Below are 16,785 nucleotides of genomic sequence, written 5' to 3' on the forward strand. Positions count from 1 at the left end.
TTTTTAAGAAGCGTAAAATACCACGTATGCAGTAACCGCTGAGTTAATAGACAACTTGCGATGCGGAATATAAATCTCGCTAAAGCGTCGCAGGCAAAATCCTCTTTACTGCGACAGAACATTCACATAGTAAACAGGAGCTTGCAATGTCAAACGACTATCTCTTCACTTCCGAATCCGTTTCGGAAGGCCATCCCGACAAGGTTGCCGATCAAATTTCCGACGCCATCCTTGACGCCATCCTGACCCAGGATCCGAGCGCCCGCGTGGCTGCCGAAACCCTGTGCAACACGGGTCTGGTGGTGCTGGCTGGCGAGATTACCACGCACGCCAATGTGGATTATATTCAAGTTGCGCGCGAAACCATCAAACGTATCGGCTACGACAACACGGAATACGGCATCGACTACAAGGGCTGCGCCGTGCTGGTGGCCTACGACAAGCAGTCGCCGGACATCGCGCAAGGCGTCGATGAAGGTGCGGGCATTGACCTGGATCAAGGCGCCGGCGATCAGGGCCTGATGTTCGGCTACGCCTGCGATGAAACGGCCGAGCTGATGCCTGCCGCCATCCACTACGCGCACCGCCTGGTCGAGCGCCAGTCGCAGCTGCGCAAGGATGGCCGTCTGCCATGGCTGCGTCCGGATGCGAAATCGCAAGTGACGCTGCGCTACGTCGACGGCCGCCCCGTCGGCGTGCACACGGTCGTGCTGTCGACCCAGCATGCGCCGGAAATCTCGCACAAGCAGATCGAAGAAGCCGTCATCGAAGAAATCATCAAGCCCATCTTGCCGCGCGAATGGCTGACGGAAACCAAATTCCTCGTCAACCCGACGGGCCGTTTCGTCATCGGCGGTCCGCAAGGCGATTGCGGCTTGACCGGGCGCAAGATCATCGTCGATACCTACGGCGGCGCAGCCCCGCACGGCGGCGGCGCGTTCTCGGGCAAGGACCCGTCGAAAGTCGACCGTTCGGCAGCCTACGCGGCCCGCTACGTGGCGAAAAACATCGTCGCGGCCGGCCTGGCGCGCCAATGCCAGGTGCAGGTCAGCTACGCCATCGGCGTGGCCAAGCCGATCAACATCACCGTCTACACGGAAGGCACGGGCGTGATTCCCGACACGGAAATCGCCAAGCTGGTACTGGCGCACTTTGATTTGCGTCCAAAAGGCATCGTGCAAATGCTCGACCTGCTGCGCCCGATCTATCAGAAGAGCGCCGCCTACGGCCATTTCGGCCGCGAAGAGCCGGAATTCACGTGGGAGCGCACGGACAAGGTCGCCCTGCTGCGCGACGCCGCCGGCCTGAAGTAATCTGGTCGGATGTGCAAGAAAAGCGCCCCGGCCTCATGGCTGCGGGCGCTTTTTTTATGTGTTGTTACGTGGCAATGTATGGCGAACAAGCTGGCGCGCCAGCCTTGACAATGTTAAAATCCCCCGTCCGAGGAGCGTTGCGACGAAGAAATTCGCCAGGCTCGGAATATCCTGCAACCGCGCTCACGTACCTTTTTCAACTGAAAGGAGGGCGTGATGAACGCCGTACTCAAATCGCAACACGACTACACCATCGCCGATATCACCTTGGCCGCATGGGGCGACAAAGAAATCAAGATTGCTGAAACGGAAATGCCTGGCCTGATGGCCATCCGCGAAGAATTCGCGGCAGCGCAGCCTTTGAAGGGCGCGCGCATCACCGGTTCCATCCACATGACCATCCAGACCGCCGTGCTGATCCAGACCCTGGAAGCACTGGGCGCGCAAGTGCGTTGGGCATCGTGCAACATTTACTCCACGCAAGATCACGCCGCCGCCGCCATCGCCGCCGCCGGCACGCCCGTGTTCGCCGTCAAGGGCGAGTCGCTGGACGATTACTGGGAATACACGCACCGCATCTTCGAATGGCCGAACGTGGACGGCAAGGCTGTCTACTCGAACATGATCCTCGACGATGGCGGCGACGCAACCCTGCTGCTGCACCTGGGCGTGCGCGCGGAAACCGACCTGTCGGTGCTGGCCAACCCGGGTTCGGAAGAAGAAATTTGCCTGTTCAACTCGATCAAGAAGCACTTGCTGGCCGACCCGACCTGGTACTCGAAGCGCCTGCCGGAAATCCTCGGCGTGACGGAAGAAACGACGACCGGCGTGCACCGTTTGTACCAGATGCACAAGGAAGGCAAGCTGGCTTTCCCTGCGATCAACGTCAACGATTCCGTCACGAAATCGAAGTTCGACAACCTGTATGGCTGCCGCGAGTCGCTGGTTGACGGCATCAAGCGCGCCACCGACGTGATGATCGCCGGTAAAGTGGCCGTCATCGCCGGTTACGGTGACGTCGGTAAAGGTTCGGCGCAAGCCATGCGCGCCCTGTCGGCGCAAGTGTGGGTGACGGAAGTCGACCCGATCTGCGCACTGCAGGCGGCGATGGAAGGCTACCGCGTGGTGACGATGGATTACGCGTGCGAACACGGCGACATCTTCGTCACTTGCACGGGCAACTATCACATCCTGACGCACGATCACCTGACGCGCATGAAAGACCAGGCCATCGTCTGCAACATTGGTCACTTCGACAATGAAATCGACGTCGCTTCGTTGAAACAATACGAGTGGGAAAACATCAAGCCGCAAGTCGACCACATCATCTTCCCGTCGGGCCGCCGCATCATCCTGCTGGCCGAAGGCCGTCTGGTCAACCTCGGTTGCGGCACGGGCCATCCGTCGTACGTGATGAGCTCGTCGTTCGCCAACCAGACGATCGCCCAGATCGAGCTGTACGCCAACACGGCCAACTACCCGGTCGGCGTGTACACCTTGCCAAAACACCTCGATGAAAAAGTCGCCCGCCTGCAACTCAAAAAGTTGAATGCGCAGCTGACGGAACTGACGCAAGAGCAAGCCGACTACATTGGCGTGCGTCAAGAAGGCCCTTATAAGCCAGAGCACTACCGTTATTAATCGGTAGTCCGGGGCTGTAACTCACCCTCTGAGGGCCGGCGCCTGCCGCCGGCCTGACCCTACTTTTGACAGGCTAGAGAAATGCGCTTGCTACTGATTTGGTTTATCAATGCGGCAGCCCTGTTTGCCGTCCCGTATTTGATGCACTCGGTGACGATGAGCAGCGGCTGGACCGCGCTGCTGGCCGCTGCCGTGCTGGGGCTGGTCAATGCCTTGATCCGCCCGCTGCTGATCCTCTTGACCCTGCCCGTGACGTTCCTGTCGCTGGGCCTGTTCATTTTGATCATCAACGGCTTCCTGTTCTGGCTGGTGGCGCAGGTGATCGATGGTTTCCATGTCGCCAGTTTCTGGTCGGCCGTGGGCGGTGCCATTCTGTACAGCATCATTTCCTGGGCCCTGTCGACCTTACTTTTGAGTAACGACGATGGAAAAGCATAACTTCAGTATTGAGTTTTTCCCGCCGAAAACCCCGGAAGGGGCGGAAAAGCTGCGCGCCACGCGCGTCAAATTGTCTGAGTTGCATCCGAAGTATTTCTCGGTGACGTTCGGCGCGGGCGGCACCACGCAGCAGGGCACCCTGGACACCGTGCGCGAAATCCTGGCGGCTGGCGAACAGGCCGCACCCCATTTGTCTTGCGTGGGCGGTTCGCGTGCATCGATCCGCGCCGTGCTGGCCGACTTCAAGGCGGCCGGCGTGCGCCGCATCGTGGCCTTGCGCGGCGACTTGCCGAGCGGCTACGGCGCTTCGGGCGAGTTCCGTTACGCCAACGAGCTGGTGGAATTCATCCGCGCCGAGACGGGCGACCATTTCCATATCGAAGTGGCCGCCTATCCGGAAGTGCACCCGCAAGCCCGTTCGCCGCAGGACGACCTGAACGCGTTCGCGCGCAAGGTGCAGGCCGGCGCCAATGCCGCCATCACCCAGTACTTCTACAATGCCGACGCGTATTTTCAGTTTGTCGAGCAGACGCAGAAGATGGGCATCAACGTGCCCATCGTGGCCGGCATCATGCCGATCACGAACTACACGCAGCTGATGCGCTTTTCGGACATGTGCGGCGCGGAAATTCCACGCTGGGTGCGTCTGAAACTGGCCAGTTTCGGCGACGACAGCGCATCCATCAAGGCTTTTGGCCTGGACGTGGTGACGGGCTTGTGCGAGCGTTTGCTGGAAGGCGGCGCGCCAGGCTTGCATTTCTATAGCATGAACCAGGCGGCGCCCACGACGGCACTGTGGCAGCGCCTGGTGAAATAAACCGTTTTGACGCGTTAAAACAGATCGCCCTCGGTCACGATGTGATCGAGGGCGATGTCGTATTCGCCGTTGGGAAAACTTGCCGCCAGGCAGGCATAGGCGACGCCGAGCGTGCGCGGACGGGGCGTGGCCGCCAGGGTGCGGTCGTAATAGCCGCCGCCATAGCCGAGGCGAAAGCGTTCCTGGTTAAAACCCAGGCAGGGCACCAGCAGGGTGGCAGGTGCCGGACGCAGGCGCAATTGCGCGGGCACGGCCACGCCCATACCATCCTTCACCATGGGCTCGCCCGGCGTCCAGTCGGAAAATGCCAGCGGCGCATGCTTTTCCAGCACCACCGGCAAGCTTAATTGCACGCCGCGCGCGGTCAGCTGCGCATACGCGCCGTGCAAGTCCGGCTCGCCGTGCAGGGGCCAGTACACGCCCAGTTCCTTGACGTTTTCTTGCGCGCACCAGTCCAGCAGGCGCTGCGCGATGGCCGCATCCCACCCCGTGCGCGTGGCGTCGGGCAGGGCGCGGCGGGCCGCCAGCAAGGCTTTGCGCAAGCCGGCTTTTTCCTGTGGCGCAATGGGTGGCCGTGCAGCCGGATCGCATGTTATTCTAGGGTCGCTATTCATATCACCATCAAGTTAAGATTGAGAGTCGTACATTGATTTCCCCACTGAAATGGATTGCCGGCACGATGCTGTGTGTTGCATCGGCCTTGTCTCCCCTGGCCGCCCTGGCCCAGGTATCGACCACCGTCTCCCCAGCCGCCCCCGACACGCGCAGCGAGGACGATGCCTTCTTGCTGCTGCGCGACGCCGCGCGCAAGGATGACGTCGAAAAAGCCGACTTTTATGCGGGGCGCCTGACGAATTACCAGATTCCCTCGTATGTTGACTATTATCGGCTGAAACCGCGCATCAAACTGCTGACCGAAGCGCAATTTCGCGATTACCTGAACCGCTACAAGGGCAGCGCCATCGCCGACCGCTTCCGCAACGACTGGCTGCTGGAGCTGGGCCGCAAGCGCGACTGGGTCGTGTTCGACGAGCAATATCCGCAATTCGCCCTCGATGACGACACCCAGCTCAAGTGCTATGCGCTGATGTCGCGCGCCGCCAAGGGCCAGAACGTGGCGTCCGAGGCGCGCAACCTGCTCGTCTCGCCGCCCGGCTATGGCGAAGCGTGCGGCAGCCTGATCGCCGCATTGGCGCAAAACGGCCAGTTCGACACGAACGACCTGTGGGCGCAGATCCGTCTGGCGGGCCAGACCAACGCCACGGGCCCGGCGCGCCGCATCGCGCTGCTGCTGGGTGCCTCCGACGCGAAGATGGCGCAAGCGATCGATTTGCCGGCGCTGGTGCTGGCCAAGGGGCCCGGTCTAAGTCGCGCCGACCACGAGATGTACCTGGTGGCCGTCGGCCGCATGGCGAAAAGCACCTTGAAACTGGGCGTGGTGGCGCTGCAAAAGGCCAGCGCGCAGCTGACGGCGCAGGAACAGGCCATCGGCTGGGCCAGCCTGGCCTTGCAGGCGTCGTATTCACTGGCACCGGAAGCGTTCGAGTATTGGCAGAAAACCAATGGCGCACCGTTGACCCAGGAGCAGATGCAGTGGAAGGCGCGTATCGCCTTGCGTGAAGGCAACTGGCCCCAGGTGAAGACGGCGATCCAGGCCATGCCGGCCTCCCTGCGCGCGGACCCGACCTGGGTCTACTGGCTGGCGCGCGCGCAGCAGGCGGAAACGCCGGGCCGCCCGAATGCGCAGGCCGATGCCCTGTACCGCACGATTTCCGAGCAATCGAATTTCTACGGCTTGTTGGCCAATGAAGAGCTGGGCAACCACTTGGTCTTGCCGCCGCCGGGCCAACCCGTCACGCCGACGGAAATCGCCGCCATGGCCGCCAATCCGGGACTGCAGCGTGCCTTGAAATTCTTCAACATGCGCTTGCGCTTCGAGGGCACGCGCGAGTGGAACTGGGAATTGCGTTCGATGACGGACAGGCAACATCTGGCCGCTGCGGAATTTGCGCGCCAGAACAATGTGCTTGACCGCATGGTCAACACCTCGGACCGCACGCGCCTGGAGGTGGACTATACGCAACGCTATCCGACGCCGCACGACGACGTCATGCATCCGGCCACGCAAACCCTGGGTCTGGATAAGGCCTGGGTGTACGGCCTGATCCGCCAGGAATCGCGCTTCATCATGGATGCGCAGTCGCACGTCGGCGCATCCGGCTTGATGCAGGTCATGCCGTCGACGGCCCGCTATGTCGCCAAGAAGATCGGTCTCACCGATTTTGTGACGGAAACCTTGAGCGACGTGCGCACCAACGTCTTGCTGGGCACGAATTACCTGAACATGGTGCTCGGCGGCCTGGACGGTTCGCAAGTACTGGCCAGCGCCGCCTACAACGCGGGACCGGGGCGCCTGCGCATCTGGCGCGCCACCATGACGCGTCCGCTGGAAGGCGCCGTCTTTGCCGAGATCATTCCGTACACGGAAACGCGCGGCTACGTGAAGAACGTGATGGCCAACGCCACCTATTACGCGGCCCTGTTCGAGAAGAGCCCGCAGTCGCTGAAAGCGCGCCTGGGCACCGTGGGACCGAAAAACAGCGCCGTCGCGGCCGATTTGCCATCATCCAATTAAAGATCGCTGACCATGCAAACCACCATCCTTGACCCCAGCCTGACGCAAACCCTGGCCGCCGCGCGCGAGCCGGGCCTGACCCTGATCATCGGCAACAAGAATTACTCGTCGTGGTCGATGCGCCCGTGGGTGGCCATGACGGCCTTCGGCATCCCGTTCCAGGAAGTGCGCGTGCTGCTCGACCAGAGCGACACGGCGACGAAAATCGCCGAATATTCGGCCTGCGGCCGGGTGCCCGTGCTGCTGGCGGGAGAAATGACGATCTGGGACAGCCTGGCCATCTGCGAATACCTGGCCGAGCAGTTTCCTGACAAACACATGTGGCCGCAAGACGTGGCCGCGCGCGCCATGGCGCGCTGTGTCTGCGCGGAAATGCATTCGGGCTTTACCGGCTTGCGCACGGACATGTCGATGAATATCAAGGCGAAGCTGCCTGGCCGTGGCCGCACGGCCGCCGCGCAGGCGGACATCGGCCGCATCAGCGAAATCTGGGAAGAGTGCCTGTCGCGCTTTGGCCACCACCAGTTCCTGTTCGGCGACTTTTCCATCGCCGACGCGTACTTTGCCCCCGTCGTCATGCGTTTCCGCACCTATGGCGTGTCGCTGGCGCCGGCGCTGAACGCCTACTGCGAGCGCGTCCAGGCGCACCCGGCCGTCGCGCGCTGGATCGCGGAAGCGCTGGCGGAGACGGAAATTGCTGCCAAGCACGACGCGGAATTGCCTGATTAAGAAAAGAGTGTTATGAAGATATACACGGTCGGTGGCGCGGTGCGCGACCAACTGCTGGGCTTGCCCGTGAAAGATCACGACCACGTCGTCGTGGGCGCCACGCCGGAAGACATGCTGCGTCAGGGCTTCCGCCCCGTCGGCAAGGATTTCCCCGTGTTTTTGCACCCGAAGACGCAGGAAGAATACGCCTTGGCCCGCACGGAACGCAAGACGGCGCCCGGCTACCGGGGCTTTGTCTTCCACACGGCGCCCGATGTCACCCTGGAAGACGACCTGGTGCGCCGCGATCTGACCATCAACGCCATCGCCCGGGCCGAGGACGGGACGTTGACCGACCCGTTCGGCGGCGTCGAGGATATCCGGAACAAGATCTTCCGCCACGTTTCCGACGCCTTTGGCGAGGACCCCGTGCGCATCTTGCGCCTGGCCCGCTTTGCCGCCCGCTTTCATACTTTCACTGTCGCGCCCGCGACCATGGAACTGATGCGCGAGATGGTGCAGGACGGCGAAGTCGACGCCCTGGTGGCCGAGCGCGTGTGGCAGGAAGTGGCGAGAGGATTGATGGAAGCGCGGCCTTCGCGCATGCTGACGGTGCTGCACGAATGCGGCGCCCTGGCGCGCATCATGGGGGAAATCACGTTGAGCGAGCGCTTGCTGCAGGTCATCGACCATGCCGCCGCGCAAGGCCTTGACTTGCCCGTGCGCTTCGCCGCCTTGACGCTGCATATGAGCAAGGATGCCATCGAGCAGTTGAGCGAGCGCCTGCGCGTGCCCAACGAGTGCCGCGAACTGGCCGTCATGGCGGCGCGCGAGCGGGACCATATCAATGGCGCGCTGGACTTGGGCGCCGAAGCCATCGTCGCCCTGTGCGAACGCTGCGACGGCTTGCGCAAGCCGCAGCGCTTCGTGCAACTGCTGCAAGCCGTCGCCTGCGACGGACTGGTCACCGGCGACTTTCCCCAGGCGGCGCGGCTGCAGGGCGGGCTGGACGCGGCGCGCGGCGTGCATGCGGGTGCGCTGGCGCAAGGCTGTGCGGAGCCGAAACGCATCCCTGAAGTCATCCATGCGGCGCGGGTGGCGGCCGTGGCGGCCTTCCTGGCCCAGGCTTGAATGGCGCGGATAGGCTACAATGGCGCCATGATGTTGCACTGCACAATAACGGCCTGACGTGCCGCAGCACCGCCCCCAGGAGTCGACGTGACCTTACCCAAGCTGTTTCAAAACCCGTTTCGCCGCTGGCTCAGCCGTAGCGGAGGCGGGCGTCCGACCGTGCTCGTCAAGCAGTTGCACGAGCGCGACCGGCGCCGCATGATGAAGCATTTCCTGTCGCTCGAGAAAAGCGACCGTCTGCTGCGCTTCGGCAGCGCCTTGCCCGATGAACTCGTCGCGCAGTACGTGCAAAAGATGGATTTCTCGCGCGACATGATCTACGGCGTCTACAACAGCCTGTTCAAACTGGTGGGCGTGGGCCATCTGGCGTTCGCGCCGAAGGACCAGTCGCCGGCGAAAAGCGTGGTGACGGACAAGGAGCAGGTGGCCGAGTTTGGCGTATCCGTGTCGAAATCGATGCGCGGCATGGGCGTCGGTTCGAAACTGTTCGAGCGGGCGGCGATTCACTGCCGCAACAACGATGTCGATACCCTGTACATGCATTGTTTGTCGTCCAACAAGACGATGATGCATATCGCCAAGAAGGCGGGCATGGAAATCCAGCGCGACTATGGCGAAGCCGATGCCTACCTAAAACTATTGCCGCCGAACCCGACGAGCATGCTGCAGGAAGCCGTGCAGGAGCAGTTCGCCATGTTCGACTACACATTCAAGGCGAATGCGCGCGCCGCCAGCAAACTGTTCGAGCGCTTGCCAGGGCGCAAGAAGCAGCCCGGGCCGCCATCACAATAAGGGCAGGGCCGTCGTATCCTTGATGCGCTGCAAGGCGAAGCTCGACTTGACGTCCAGCACGGCCGGGTGGCGCAGCAGGGTGGCCATCATGAAGCGCGAGAAATGCTCCATGTCTTCCACGTGCACGCGCAACAGATAATCCATTTCGCCCGTCATGGCATAGCAGGCCACCACTTCCGGCCATTGCGCCACGGCCACGGCGAAGTCGGCGCGCGGCGACGTGTTCGTCACCAGATTCGGCGCGAGTACGCGCGCCGTGCTGTGGGCCGTGGCGTCGCTGTGCTTTTCCAGCCGCACATTGACGTAGGCGAGCAAGCCCAGGCCGATCTTTTCCGGGTCCAGCAGGGCCACGTACTGGCGGATCACGCCCGCTTCTTCCAGCCTTTTGACGCGGCGCAAGCATGGCGACGGCGACAGGCTGACCTGCTCGGCCACGTCCTGATTCGACAGGCGGCCATCGGCCTGCAGGACGGAGAGGATCTTGCGATCCGTTTTATCCAGCGTAATTTTGCTCATGCTTCCTCCGGTGGTTCTTGTTTCACGCAATATTATTGCGCAAATCATGATTGTTCGGGAGATCTTTGGCATTTAATGCCCGTGACCCACGCCTATACTGTGCGCTACTTCTTGGAGGAGACATCATGCAATTTCAGCCTTGGGACAACCCGATGGGTACCGATGGTTTCGAGTTCGTCGAGTATGCAGCACCAGACCCAAAAGCATTGGGCAAGCTGTTCGAGAACATGGGCTTCACGGCCATCGCGCGCCACCGCCACAAGGATGTGACCCTGTACCGTCAGGGCGACATCAATTTCATCATCAATGCCGAACAAGATTCGTTCGCGCAGCGTTTTGCCCGTCATCACGGCCCGTCCGTGTGCGCCATCGCCATCCGCGTCGACGACGCGGCCTTCGTCTACCGTCGCGCGCTGGAACTGGGCGCCTGGGGTTTCGACAATAAGACGGGGCCGATGGAGCTGAATATTCCCGCCATCAAGGGCGTGGGCGATTCGCTGCTGTACTTTGTCGACCGCTGGCGCGGCAAGGGCGCCGACAAGCCGGACGCGGCCGCGCCGGGCGGCATCGGCGACATCAGCATCTATGACGTCGATTTCGTCGCCATTCCCGGCGCCGTCGCCAACCCGGTCGGCCATGGCCTGACCTACATCGACCACCTGACGCACAATGTGCACCGTGGCCGCATGAAGGAATGGGCGAGCTTCTATGAAAACCTGTTCAACTTCCGCGAAGTGCGCTACTTCGATATTGAAGGCAAGCATACGGGCCTCAAATCGAAGGCCATGACTTCGCCATGCGGCAAGATCCGTATCCCGATCAATGAATCGTCGGATGACAAGTCGCAGATCGCCGAATACCTGGATCAGTACCACGGCGAAGGCATCCAGCACATCGCGCTGGGTACGGACAATATCTACGCGTCCGTGCAAGGCATGCGCGATACGGGTATCGATTTCCAGGATACGATTGAAACTTACTATGAGCTGGTCAACCGCCGCCTGCCGAACCACGGCGAGCAGCTGGAAGAACTGCGCCGCCTGCGCATCCTGATCGATGGCCACAGCACGGAAAACGAACGCGAACTGCTGCTGCAAATCTTCACGCAGACGGTGATCGGCCCGATCTTCTTCGAGATCATCCAGCGCAAGGGCGACCAGGGCTTCGGCGAAGGCAACTTCCGCGCCCTGTTCGAATCGATCGAGCTGGACCAGATCAAGCGCGGCGTGCTGAAAGATACGAACGCGGCGTAATGTTGCTTTGTAATAAATAGTAGTAAAAAAAGTACCGGCCCGGGAGTGCAGCGCAGCAAAGAACTGCGCGCCTTCCTGTGGTAGTCTACGACAAACAAGTCATTTTTCCGCACCGGCATGCTCACAAAGCGCGGCCGGTACGTGTGAGTTCAACCGACTTTGCACGCGTAGCACAGAGAATAATGGAGACAAGTAATGAATGCACCAATCAAGGGCTCGAGTCTTGAGCCGGGCGCGCACGCGTCCGAAATTTCCCTGAACGACAAATACACCTTGGAGCGTGGCCGCGCCTTCATGACGGGCACGCAAGCGCTGATCCGCCTGCCCATGCTGCAGCGCGAGCGCGATGTAAAAGCTGGCCTGAATACGGCCGGCTACATCACCGGCTACCGCGGTTCGCCTGTGACGTCCGTCGACATGACGGCGATCAAGGCCAAGAAATACCTCGATGAACACCACGTCAAATTCCACCCGGGCCTGAACGAAGACCTGGCCGCTACGGCCGTCTGGGGCACGCAGCAAACGAATCTGTTCGAAGACGCGAAATACGACGGCGTGTTCGGCATGTGGTACGGCAAGGGCCCCGGCGTCGACCGCTGCGGCGACGTCTTCAAGCACGCGAATAACGCCGGTTCCGCCAAGCACGGCGGCGTGCTGGTGCTGGCCGGCGACGACCATGCGGCGAAATCCTCGTCCACGGCGCACCAGTCCGACCATATCCTGAATGCCTGCGGCATCCCCGTGCTGTACCCGTCGTCGGTGCAGGAATACATCGATTACGGCTTGCATGCATGGGCCATGAGCCGCTACACGGGCTTGTGGGTGTCGATGAAATGCGTGACCGACATCATCGAGTCGGGCGCCGCCGTCGATTTCGACCCGGACCGCGTACAGATCACCCTGCCGACCGACTTCGAGATGCCGGCCGGCGGCTTGAACATCCGCTGGCCCGACACGGTGCTGGAACAAGAAGTGCGCATGAACAGCTACAAATGGTATGCGGCGCTGGCATATGCGCGTGCCAACAAGCTCAATAAAATCATCTGGGACAGCCCGAAGGCGCGCATCGGCATCATCACGGCCGGCAAATCCTACCTGGACACGCGCCAGGCGCTGGCCGACCTGGGCATCGACGAGCAGACGGCGTCCGACATCGGCATCCGCCTGTACAAGATCGGCATGACCTGGCCGCTGGAAGCGGACGGCGTGCACGAATTCGCCAAGGGCCTCGATGAAATCCTCGTGGTGGAAGAAAAGCGGCAAATCCTCGAATACGCGCTGAAGGAAGAACTCTACAACCTCAAAGACGGCGAGCGTCCGCGCGTGGTCGGCAAGTTCGACGACACGGGCGAGTGGAGCAACCAGAAGGGCACCGGTCACGGCGACTGGCTGCTGCCGGCCACGTATGAACTGAACCCGGCCATGATCGCCCGCGCCATCGCCAGCCGTATTTCGCGCTACTACGCGGGCCACCCCGTCGAGCAGCGCGTGAAGGAACGCATCGCCTACCTGGAAGCGAAGGAAAACGTCCTCAAGGCCATCAGCGTGAAACCCGATCCGCAAAAGGACCGCACGCCGTTCTTCTGCTCCGGCTGCCCGCACAACAGTTCCACGAAAGTGCCGGAAGGCTCGCGCGCGCTGGCCGGCATCGGCTGCCACTACATGGTGCTGTGGATGGACCGCGAAACGTCGACGTTTACCCACATGGGCGCGGAAGGCGTCACCTGGGTGGGGCAGGCGCCGTTCACGAATGAAAAGCACGTGTTTACCAACCTCGGCGACGGCACGTATTTCCACTCGGGCATCCTGGCCATCCGCGCGGCCGTTTCGGCCAAGGTGAACATCACCTATAAAATCCTGTTCAACGATGCGGTGGCCATGACGGGCGGCCAGGAATTCGACGGGCCTTTGTCTCCGGCCATCATTTCGCGCCAGATCGCTGCCGAAGGCGTGGGCCCGATCATCGTCGTCACGGATGAACCGGAAAAATACCCGGACGATTACGCCTGGGCGGAAGGCGTCACCGTGCGCCACCGTTCGGAACTGATGGACGTGCAGCGCGAACTGCGCGACATGCCCGGCGTGTCGGCCATGATCTACGACCAGACCTGCGCCTCGGAAAAACGCCGCCGCCGGAAACGCAATGAATACCCGGACCCGGCCAAGCGCGCCGTGATCAACGAAGCCGTCTGCGAAGGCTGCGGCGACTGTTCCGTGCAATCGAACTGCCTGTCGGTGGAACCGCTGGAAACGGAACTGGGGCGCAAGCGCCAGATCAACCAGTCGTCCTGCAACAAGGATTTTTCGTGCACGACGGGTTTCTGCCCCAGTTTCGTCACGGTGGAAGGCGGCGGCCTGAAAAAGCCGAAGAAGGCGGCTGCCGCCGACAAGGATGCGCCAGCCGCGCCGGCCTTGCCGACACCGATGATTCCATCGACTGCCGAGCCGTTCGGCATCCTCGTCACCGGTATCGGCGGCACGGGCGTCGTCACCGTCGGCCAGATCCTGGCCATGGCGGCCCACGTGGAAGGCAAGGGCTGTTCCGTGCTGGACATGAGCGGCCTGGCGCAAAAGGGCGGCCCGGTCATGTCGCACGTGCGTCTGGCGGACCGCCAGGAAGACATCCACTCGACGCGCGTCGGCACCGGTGCGGCCGACCTCGTGATCGGCTGCGACCTGATCGTCACGGCCAGCCGCGATGCCCTGTCGCGCATGGGAGAGGGACGCAGCTGGGCCATGATCAACTCGACCAGCTCGTCGACGGCCGCTTTCGTGAAGAACCCGGACTGGCAATTCCCCGGTGCTTCCGCGCGCATGGAAATCGAAAAGGCGTGCGGCAGCGACCACGTTGACTTCATCGACGCGGGCCAGATCGCCACGGCGCTGATGGGCGACTCCATCGCGACGAATATGTTCATGCTCGGCTACGCCTGGCAAAAGGGCAAGGTGCCATTGAGCGAAGCGGCCATCATGAAGGCCATCGACTTGAACAACGTCTCGGTGGCGTTCAACAAGGCGGCCTTCAACTGGGGCCGCGCGGGCGCGCATGACGCGGCCAGCCTGGTGCGCATGACGACACCAGCCAAGGTGGTGGAATTCAAGCGCATCGACACGCTCGACGACATCATCGAAAAGCGCGTGGCCCTGCTGACGGCCTACCAGGACCGCGCATATGCGCAGCAATACCTGGACTTCGTCGGCCAGGTGCGCGCCGCCGAAAGCGCCCTGAACGGCCCGCACTTGCGCCTGACGGAAGCCGTGGCACGCTACTTCTACAAGCTGATGGCCTACAAGGACGAGTACGAAGTGGCGCGCCTGTACACGGACGGCGCCTTCCAGGCGAAGATCGCGTCCATGTTCGAAGGCGACATCAAGCTCAAGTTCCATCTGGCGCCGCCCATCATGGCGAAAACGGATGCCCAGGGCCACTTGATCAAGAAGGAATTCGGCCCGTGGATGATGAAGGCGTTCGGCGTGCTGGCCAAGTTCAAGGGCTTGCGCGGCACGGCCTTCGACGTGTTCGGCCATACGGCCGAGCGCAAGATGGAGCGCGCGCTGATTCTTGAATACCGCGCGACGGTGGGCGGCCTGCTGCCGAAGCTGACGACGGCCAAGCTGGCGCAAGCCGTGGCGATCGCCAGTATTCCGGAAGACATCCGCGGCTATGGCCACGTGAAGGAGCGTCATCTGAAGGCGGCGAAAGAGAAGGAAGCGAGTCTGCTGATCGCCTTCAACGCGCCCGCGCCGCTGCCGCCCGTCGTGGCGGCGCCCGTGGCGGCCACCGTGTGATGGGGTGAACGCCTCGCTGTAGCAATGGCGCCTGCGGGCGCCATTTTTTTTGTGTCAAAGAAAACAACGCTTGCTGGCAAAACGCATTATAATTTTTCGATAATTTCTTTATAGAAAGTTTCTCATGCATGCCCTGCGACTTGGCTCCCTCGCTGTTTCCTTCGTATGTGTGTTGAGTGCCTGCGGCGGAGGCGGCGGCAGCGACAGCGCGTCCGTCGTCCCGCCCGTGACGCCGACGGGCCCGACGGCGCTGGTCGCCTCGTCCACGGTGGCGAACCGCTGCGAGGCGCCGCGCAGCGGCAGCGGCATCGACAAGCCGGGCACCTTGCTCGATGAACTGACGTGGGTGCGCAGCTGGATCGATGAAACGTATCTGTGGTACCGCGAAGTGCCGACCACCTACCTGCCGCAAAGCTTCGCCACGCCGATCGCGTATTTCGACGTGCTGAAAACAACGGCCACGACGGCGTCCGGCAAGCCCAAGGACCGCTTCCATTTCACCTACACGACGGCCGAATGGGAAGCCTCGCTCAATGGCGTGGAACTGGGTTACGGCATGCTGCTGGCGCTGACGCGCACCACGCCGCCGCGCAAGGCCGTGGTCACGATCGTCGAGCCAGGTTCGCCAGCCGACCTGGCGGGCTTGCGGCGCGGCGATGAACTGCAAACCGTCGATGGCACCGATTTCGTCAATGCCCCTGACGCTGCCAGCGTGAAGATCATTAACGCCGGCCTGTTTCCTGCAGCGCAAGGCGCGCACACGCTGGCGTTCAGCCGCAATGGCTCGCCCATCTCCGCGAACCTGCAGGCGGTGGAAGTGAGCACCAGCGCCGTGCAAAACGAGCGCATCATCGACACGCCCACGGGCAAGGTGGGCTACCTGACCTTCAACACCCACAACAACGTGGCCGAACGCCAGCTGGTCGAGACCATGCGCCGCTTCCAGGCGGCCGGCATCAGCGACCTGGTGCTTGACGTGCGCTACAACGGCGGCGGCTACCTCGATGTCGCCAGCGAGATTGCCTACATGATTGCCGGTCCGCAAGTCACCACCGGCAAGACCTTCCAGCAGGTGCTGGCCAATGACAAGACGCGGCCGGAAGCGCCCGTGCCATTCCACACGCAAAGCCAGGGCTTTGCCGGGCCGAATCCCTTGCCCAAGGGCACGCCTTTGCCTTCGCTGGGCCTCAAGCGCGTGACCTTGCTGACGACGGGCAATACCTGTTCGGCCAGCGAAGCCATCATCAACGGCTTGCGCGGCGTCGACGTGCAGGTCAGTCTGATCGGCGGCACGACGTGCGGCAAGCCGTATGGTTTCTATCCCACGCCGAATTGCGGCACCACGTATTTCGCCGTGCAGTTCCAGGGTGTCAACGCCAAGGGCTTTGGCGACTTTGCCGATGGCATGGCGCCGACCTGCGACGTGACGGACGATTATCAGCACGCGCTGGGCGATCCTGCCGAAGCCATGCTGGCGGCGGCGCTGCGCTACCGCGGCAGCGGCAGCTGTACCCCGGCCACGGGCGCGATCAGGCTGTTGAGTTCGATGGAGAGCCCCGCCGACACGGCCGCGCGGCTGTTGCGCCCGGCCTACAAGGAAATTGCTGTGTTGAACCGATAAAGCCCCATGTTGCCCCCCTTCCTGGATGAGGGTGGGGCATCTTTCTTCTCATAAATATTTCTATATAACAATTATGATATATAGAAAGATGAATCCATTCGTTCTGTAATTGCTGGCATCTTGATATCTTT

13 protein-coding genes and 1 riboswitch are annotated in these 16,785 nt (G+C 62.0%); of the genes, 11 read left to right on the forward strand and 2 right to left on the reverse strand.

From position 1 onward, the window contains the following. Nucleotides 1-146: 146 nt before the first annotated feature. The 4 genes from metK to metF all read left to right on the forward strand — a co-directional run bounded on the left by metK (nt 147) and on the right by metF (nt 4,209). The gene (gene metK, locus AC0V2Y_RS16900; RefSeq protein WP_436497882.1) at nt 147-1,313 is read left to right on the forward strand and encodes a methionine adenosyltransferase; all 1,167 of its coding nucleotides are present in this window, start codon (nt 147-149) and stop codon (nt 1,311-1,313) included. A 123-nt stretch (nt 1,314-1,436) separates the two neighbouring features. Continuing rightward, nucleotides 1,437-1,505, forward strand: a riboswitch (S-adenosyl-L-homocysteine riboswitch). 24 nt (nt 1,506-1,529) lie between these two features. After that, nucleotides 1,530-2,954 (forward strand): adenosylhomocysteinase, encoded by a 1,425-nt coding sequence (ahcY, locus tag AC0V2Y_RS16905; RefSeq protein WP_475415886.1) that lies wholly within the window; start codon nt 1,530-1,532, stop codon nt 2,952-2,954. 81 nt (nt 2,955-3,035) lie between these two features. After that, complete coding sequence (locus AC0V2Y_RS16910) at nt 3,036-3,392, forward strand: phage holin family protein (RefSeq protein ID WP_034783534.1); 357 nt, start codon at nt 3,036-3,038, stop codon at nt 3,390-3,392. Then, nucleotides 3,379-4,209, forward strand: coding sequence for a methylenetetrahydrofolate reductase [NAD(P)H] (metF, locus tag AC0V2Y_RS16915; RefSeq protein WP_475415887.1), 831 nt, complete (start codon nt 3,379-3,381; stop codon nt 4,207-4,209). The genes AC0V2Y_RS16910 and metF overlap by 14 nt, the downstream gene beginning before the upstream one ends. 14 nt (nt 4,210-4,223) lie before the next feature. On the opposite strand, the gene AC0V2Y_RS16920 is transcribed toward metF, so the two are convergent. Then, nucleotides 4,224-4,751 (reverse strand): 5-formyltetrahydrofolate cyclo-ligase, encoded by a 528-nt coding sequence (locus AC0V2Y_RS16920; RefSeq protein ID WP_475415888.1) that lies wholly within the window; start codon nt 4,749-4,751, stop codon nt 4,224-4,226. Nucleotides 4,752-4,888: 137 nt separating this feature from the next. Between AC0V2Y_RS16920 and AC0V2Y_RS16925 the strand changes: the two genes are divergently transcribed. The 4 genes from AC0V2Y_RS16925 to AC0V2Y_RS16940 all read left to right on the forward strand — a co-directional run bounded on the left by AC0V2Y_RS16925 (nt 4,889) and on the right by AC0V2Y_RS16940 (nt 9,475). Beyond that, nucleotides 4,889-6,844, forward strand: a complete 1,956-nt coding sequence (locus tag AC0V2Y_RS16925) for a lytic transglycosylase domain-containing protein (protein ID WP_475418352.1) — start codon at nt 4,889-4,891, stop codon at nt 6,842-6,844. A 12-nt stretch (nt 6,845-6,856) separates the two neighbouring features. Further along, entirely contained in the window at nt 6,857-7,573 is a 717-nt protein-coding gene (locus tag AC0V2Y_RS16930) for a glutathione S-transferase family protein (protein ID WP_475415890.1), read from the forward strand. 12 nt (nt 7,574-7,585) lie between these two features. Then, nucleotides 7,586-8,683: a tRNA nucleotidyltransferase/poly(A) polymerase-related protein gene (locus tag AC0V2Y_RS16935; protein WP_475415891.1), complete on the forward strand. Its 1,098-nt coding sequence runs from the start codon at nt 7,586-7,588 to the stop codon at nt 8,681-8,683. A gap of 87 nt (nt 8,684-8,770) precedes the next feature. Next, nucleotides 8,771-9,475 (forward strand): GNAT family N-acetyltransferase, encoded by a 705-nt coding sequence (locus tag AC0V2Y_RS16940; protein ID WP_070220830.1) that lies wholly within the window; start codon nt 8,771-8,773, stop codon nt 9,473-9,475. Here AC0V2Y_RS16940 and AC0V2Y_RS16945 read toward each other — a convergent pair. After that, the gene (locus tag AC0V2Y_RS16945; RefSeq protein WP_034783525.1) at nt 9,467-9,991 is read right to left on the reverse strand and encodes an Lrp/AsnC family transcriptional regulator; all 525 of its coding nucleotides are present in this window, start codon (nt 9,989-9,991) and stop codon (nt 9,467-9,469) included. The two genes, AC0V2Y_RS16940 and AC0V2Y_RS16945, sit on opposite strands and share 9 nt — an antisense overlap. A 125-nt stretch (nt 9,992-10,116) precedes the next feature. Here AC0V2Y_RS16945 and hppD point away from each other — a divergent pair, with 125 nt between their 5' ends. The 3 genes from hppD (at nt 10,117) to AC0V2Y_RS16960 (ending at nt 16,654) form a co-directional block, all read left to right on the forward strand. Then, nucleotides 10,117-11,244: a 4-hydroxyphenylpyruvate dioxygenase gene (gene hppD / locus AC0V2Y_RS16950; protein ID WP_475415892.1), complete on the forward strand. Its 1,128-nt coding sequence runs from the start codon at nt 10,117-10,119 to the stop codon at nt 11,242-11,244. 195 nt (nt 11,245-11,439) lie between these two features. Next, nucleotides 11,440-15,033 (forward strand): indolepyruvate ferredoxin oxidoreductase family protein, encoded by a 3,594-nt coding sequence (locus AC0V2Y_RS16955; protein ID WP_475415893.1) that lies wholly within the window; start codon nt 11,440-11,442, stop codon nt 15,031-15,033. A 124-nt stretch (nt 15,034-15,157) separates the two neighbouring features. Continuing rightward, nucleotides 15,158-16,654, forward strand: coding sequence for a S41 family peptidase (locus AC0V2Y_RS16960; protein ID WP_475418111.1), 1,497 nt, complete (start codon nt 15,158-15,160; stop codon nt 16,652-16,654). Nucleotides 16,655-16,785 lie beyond the last annotated feature (131 nt).

It is taken from the genome of Janthinobacterium sp. BHSEK (genome assembly GCF_056174685.1).

Excerpts from the sequence above, each read along its gene's own strand:
- AC0V2Y_RS16960 (WP_475418111.1), top strand. The coding sequence starts at position 15,158 with ATGCATGCCCTGCGACTTGGCTCCCTCGCTGTTTCCTTCGTATGTGTG.
- hppD (WP_475415892.1), top strand. The coding sequence starts at position 10,117 with ATGCAATTTCAGCCTTGGGACAACCCGATGGGTACCGATGGTTTCGAG.
- AC0V2Y_RS16935 (WP_475415891.1), top strand. The coding sequence starts at position 7,586 with ATGAAGATATACACGGTCGGTGGCGCGGTGCGCGACCAACTGCTGGGC.
- AC0V2Y_RS16925 (WP_475418352.1), top strand. The coding sequence starts at position 4,889 with ATGCTGTGTGTTGCATCGGCCTTGTCTCCCCTGGCCGCCCTGGCCCAG.
- AC0V2Y_RS16945 (WP_034783525.1), bottom strand. The coding sequence starts at position 9,991 with ATGAGCAAAATTACGCTGGATAAAACGGATCGCAAGATCCTCTCCGTC.
- AC0V2Y_RS16910 (WP_034783534.1), top strand. The coding sequence starts at position 3,036 with ATGCGCTTGCTACTGATTTGGTTTATCAATGCGGCAGCCCTGTTTGCC.
- ahcY (WP_475415886.1), top strand. The coding sequence starts at position 1,530 with ATGAACGCCGTACTCAAATCGCAACACGACTACACCATCGCCGATATC.
- metK (WP_436497882.1), top strand. The coding sequence starts at position 147 with ATGTCAAACGACTATCTCTTCACTTCCGAATCCGTTTCGGAAGGCCAT.
- AC0V2Y_RS16955 (WP_475415893.1), top strand. The coding sequence starts at position 11,440 with ATGAATGCACCAATCAAGGGCTCGAGTCTTGAGCCGGGCGCGCACGCG.
- metF (WP_475415887.1), top strand. The coding sequence starts at position 3,379 with ATGGAAAAGCATAACTTCAGTATTGAGTTTTTCCCGCCGAAAACCCCG.
- AC0V2Y_RS16930 (WP_475415890.1), top strand. The coding sequence starts at position 6,857 with ATGCAAACCACCATCCTTGACCCCAGCCTGACGCAAACCCTGGCCGCC.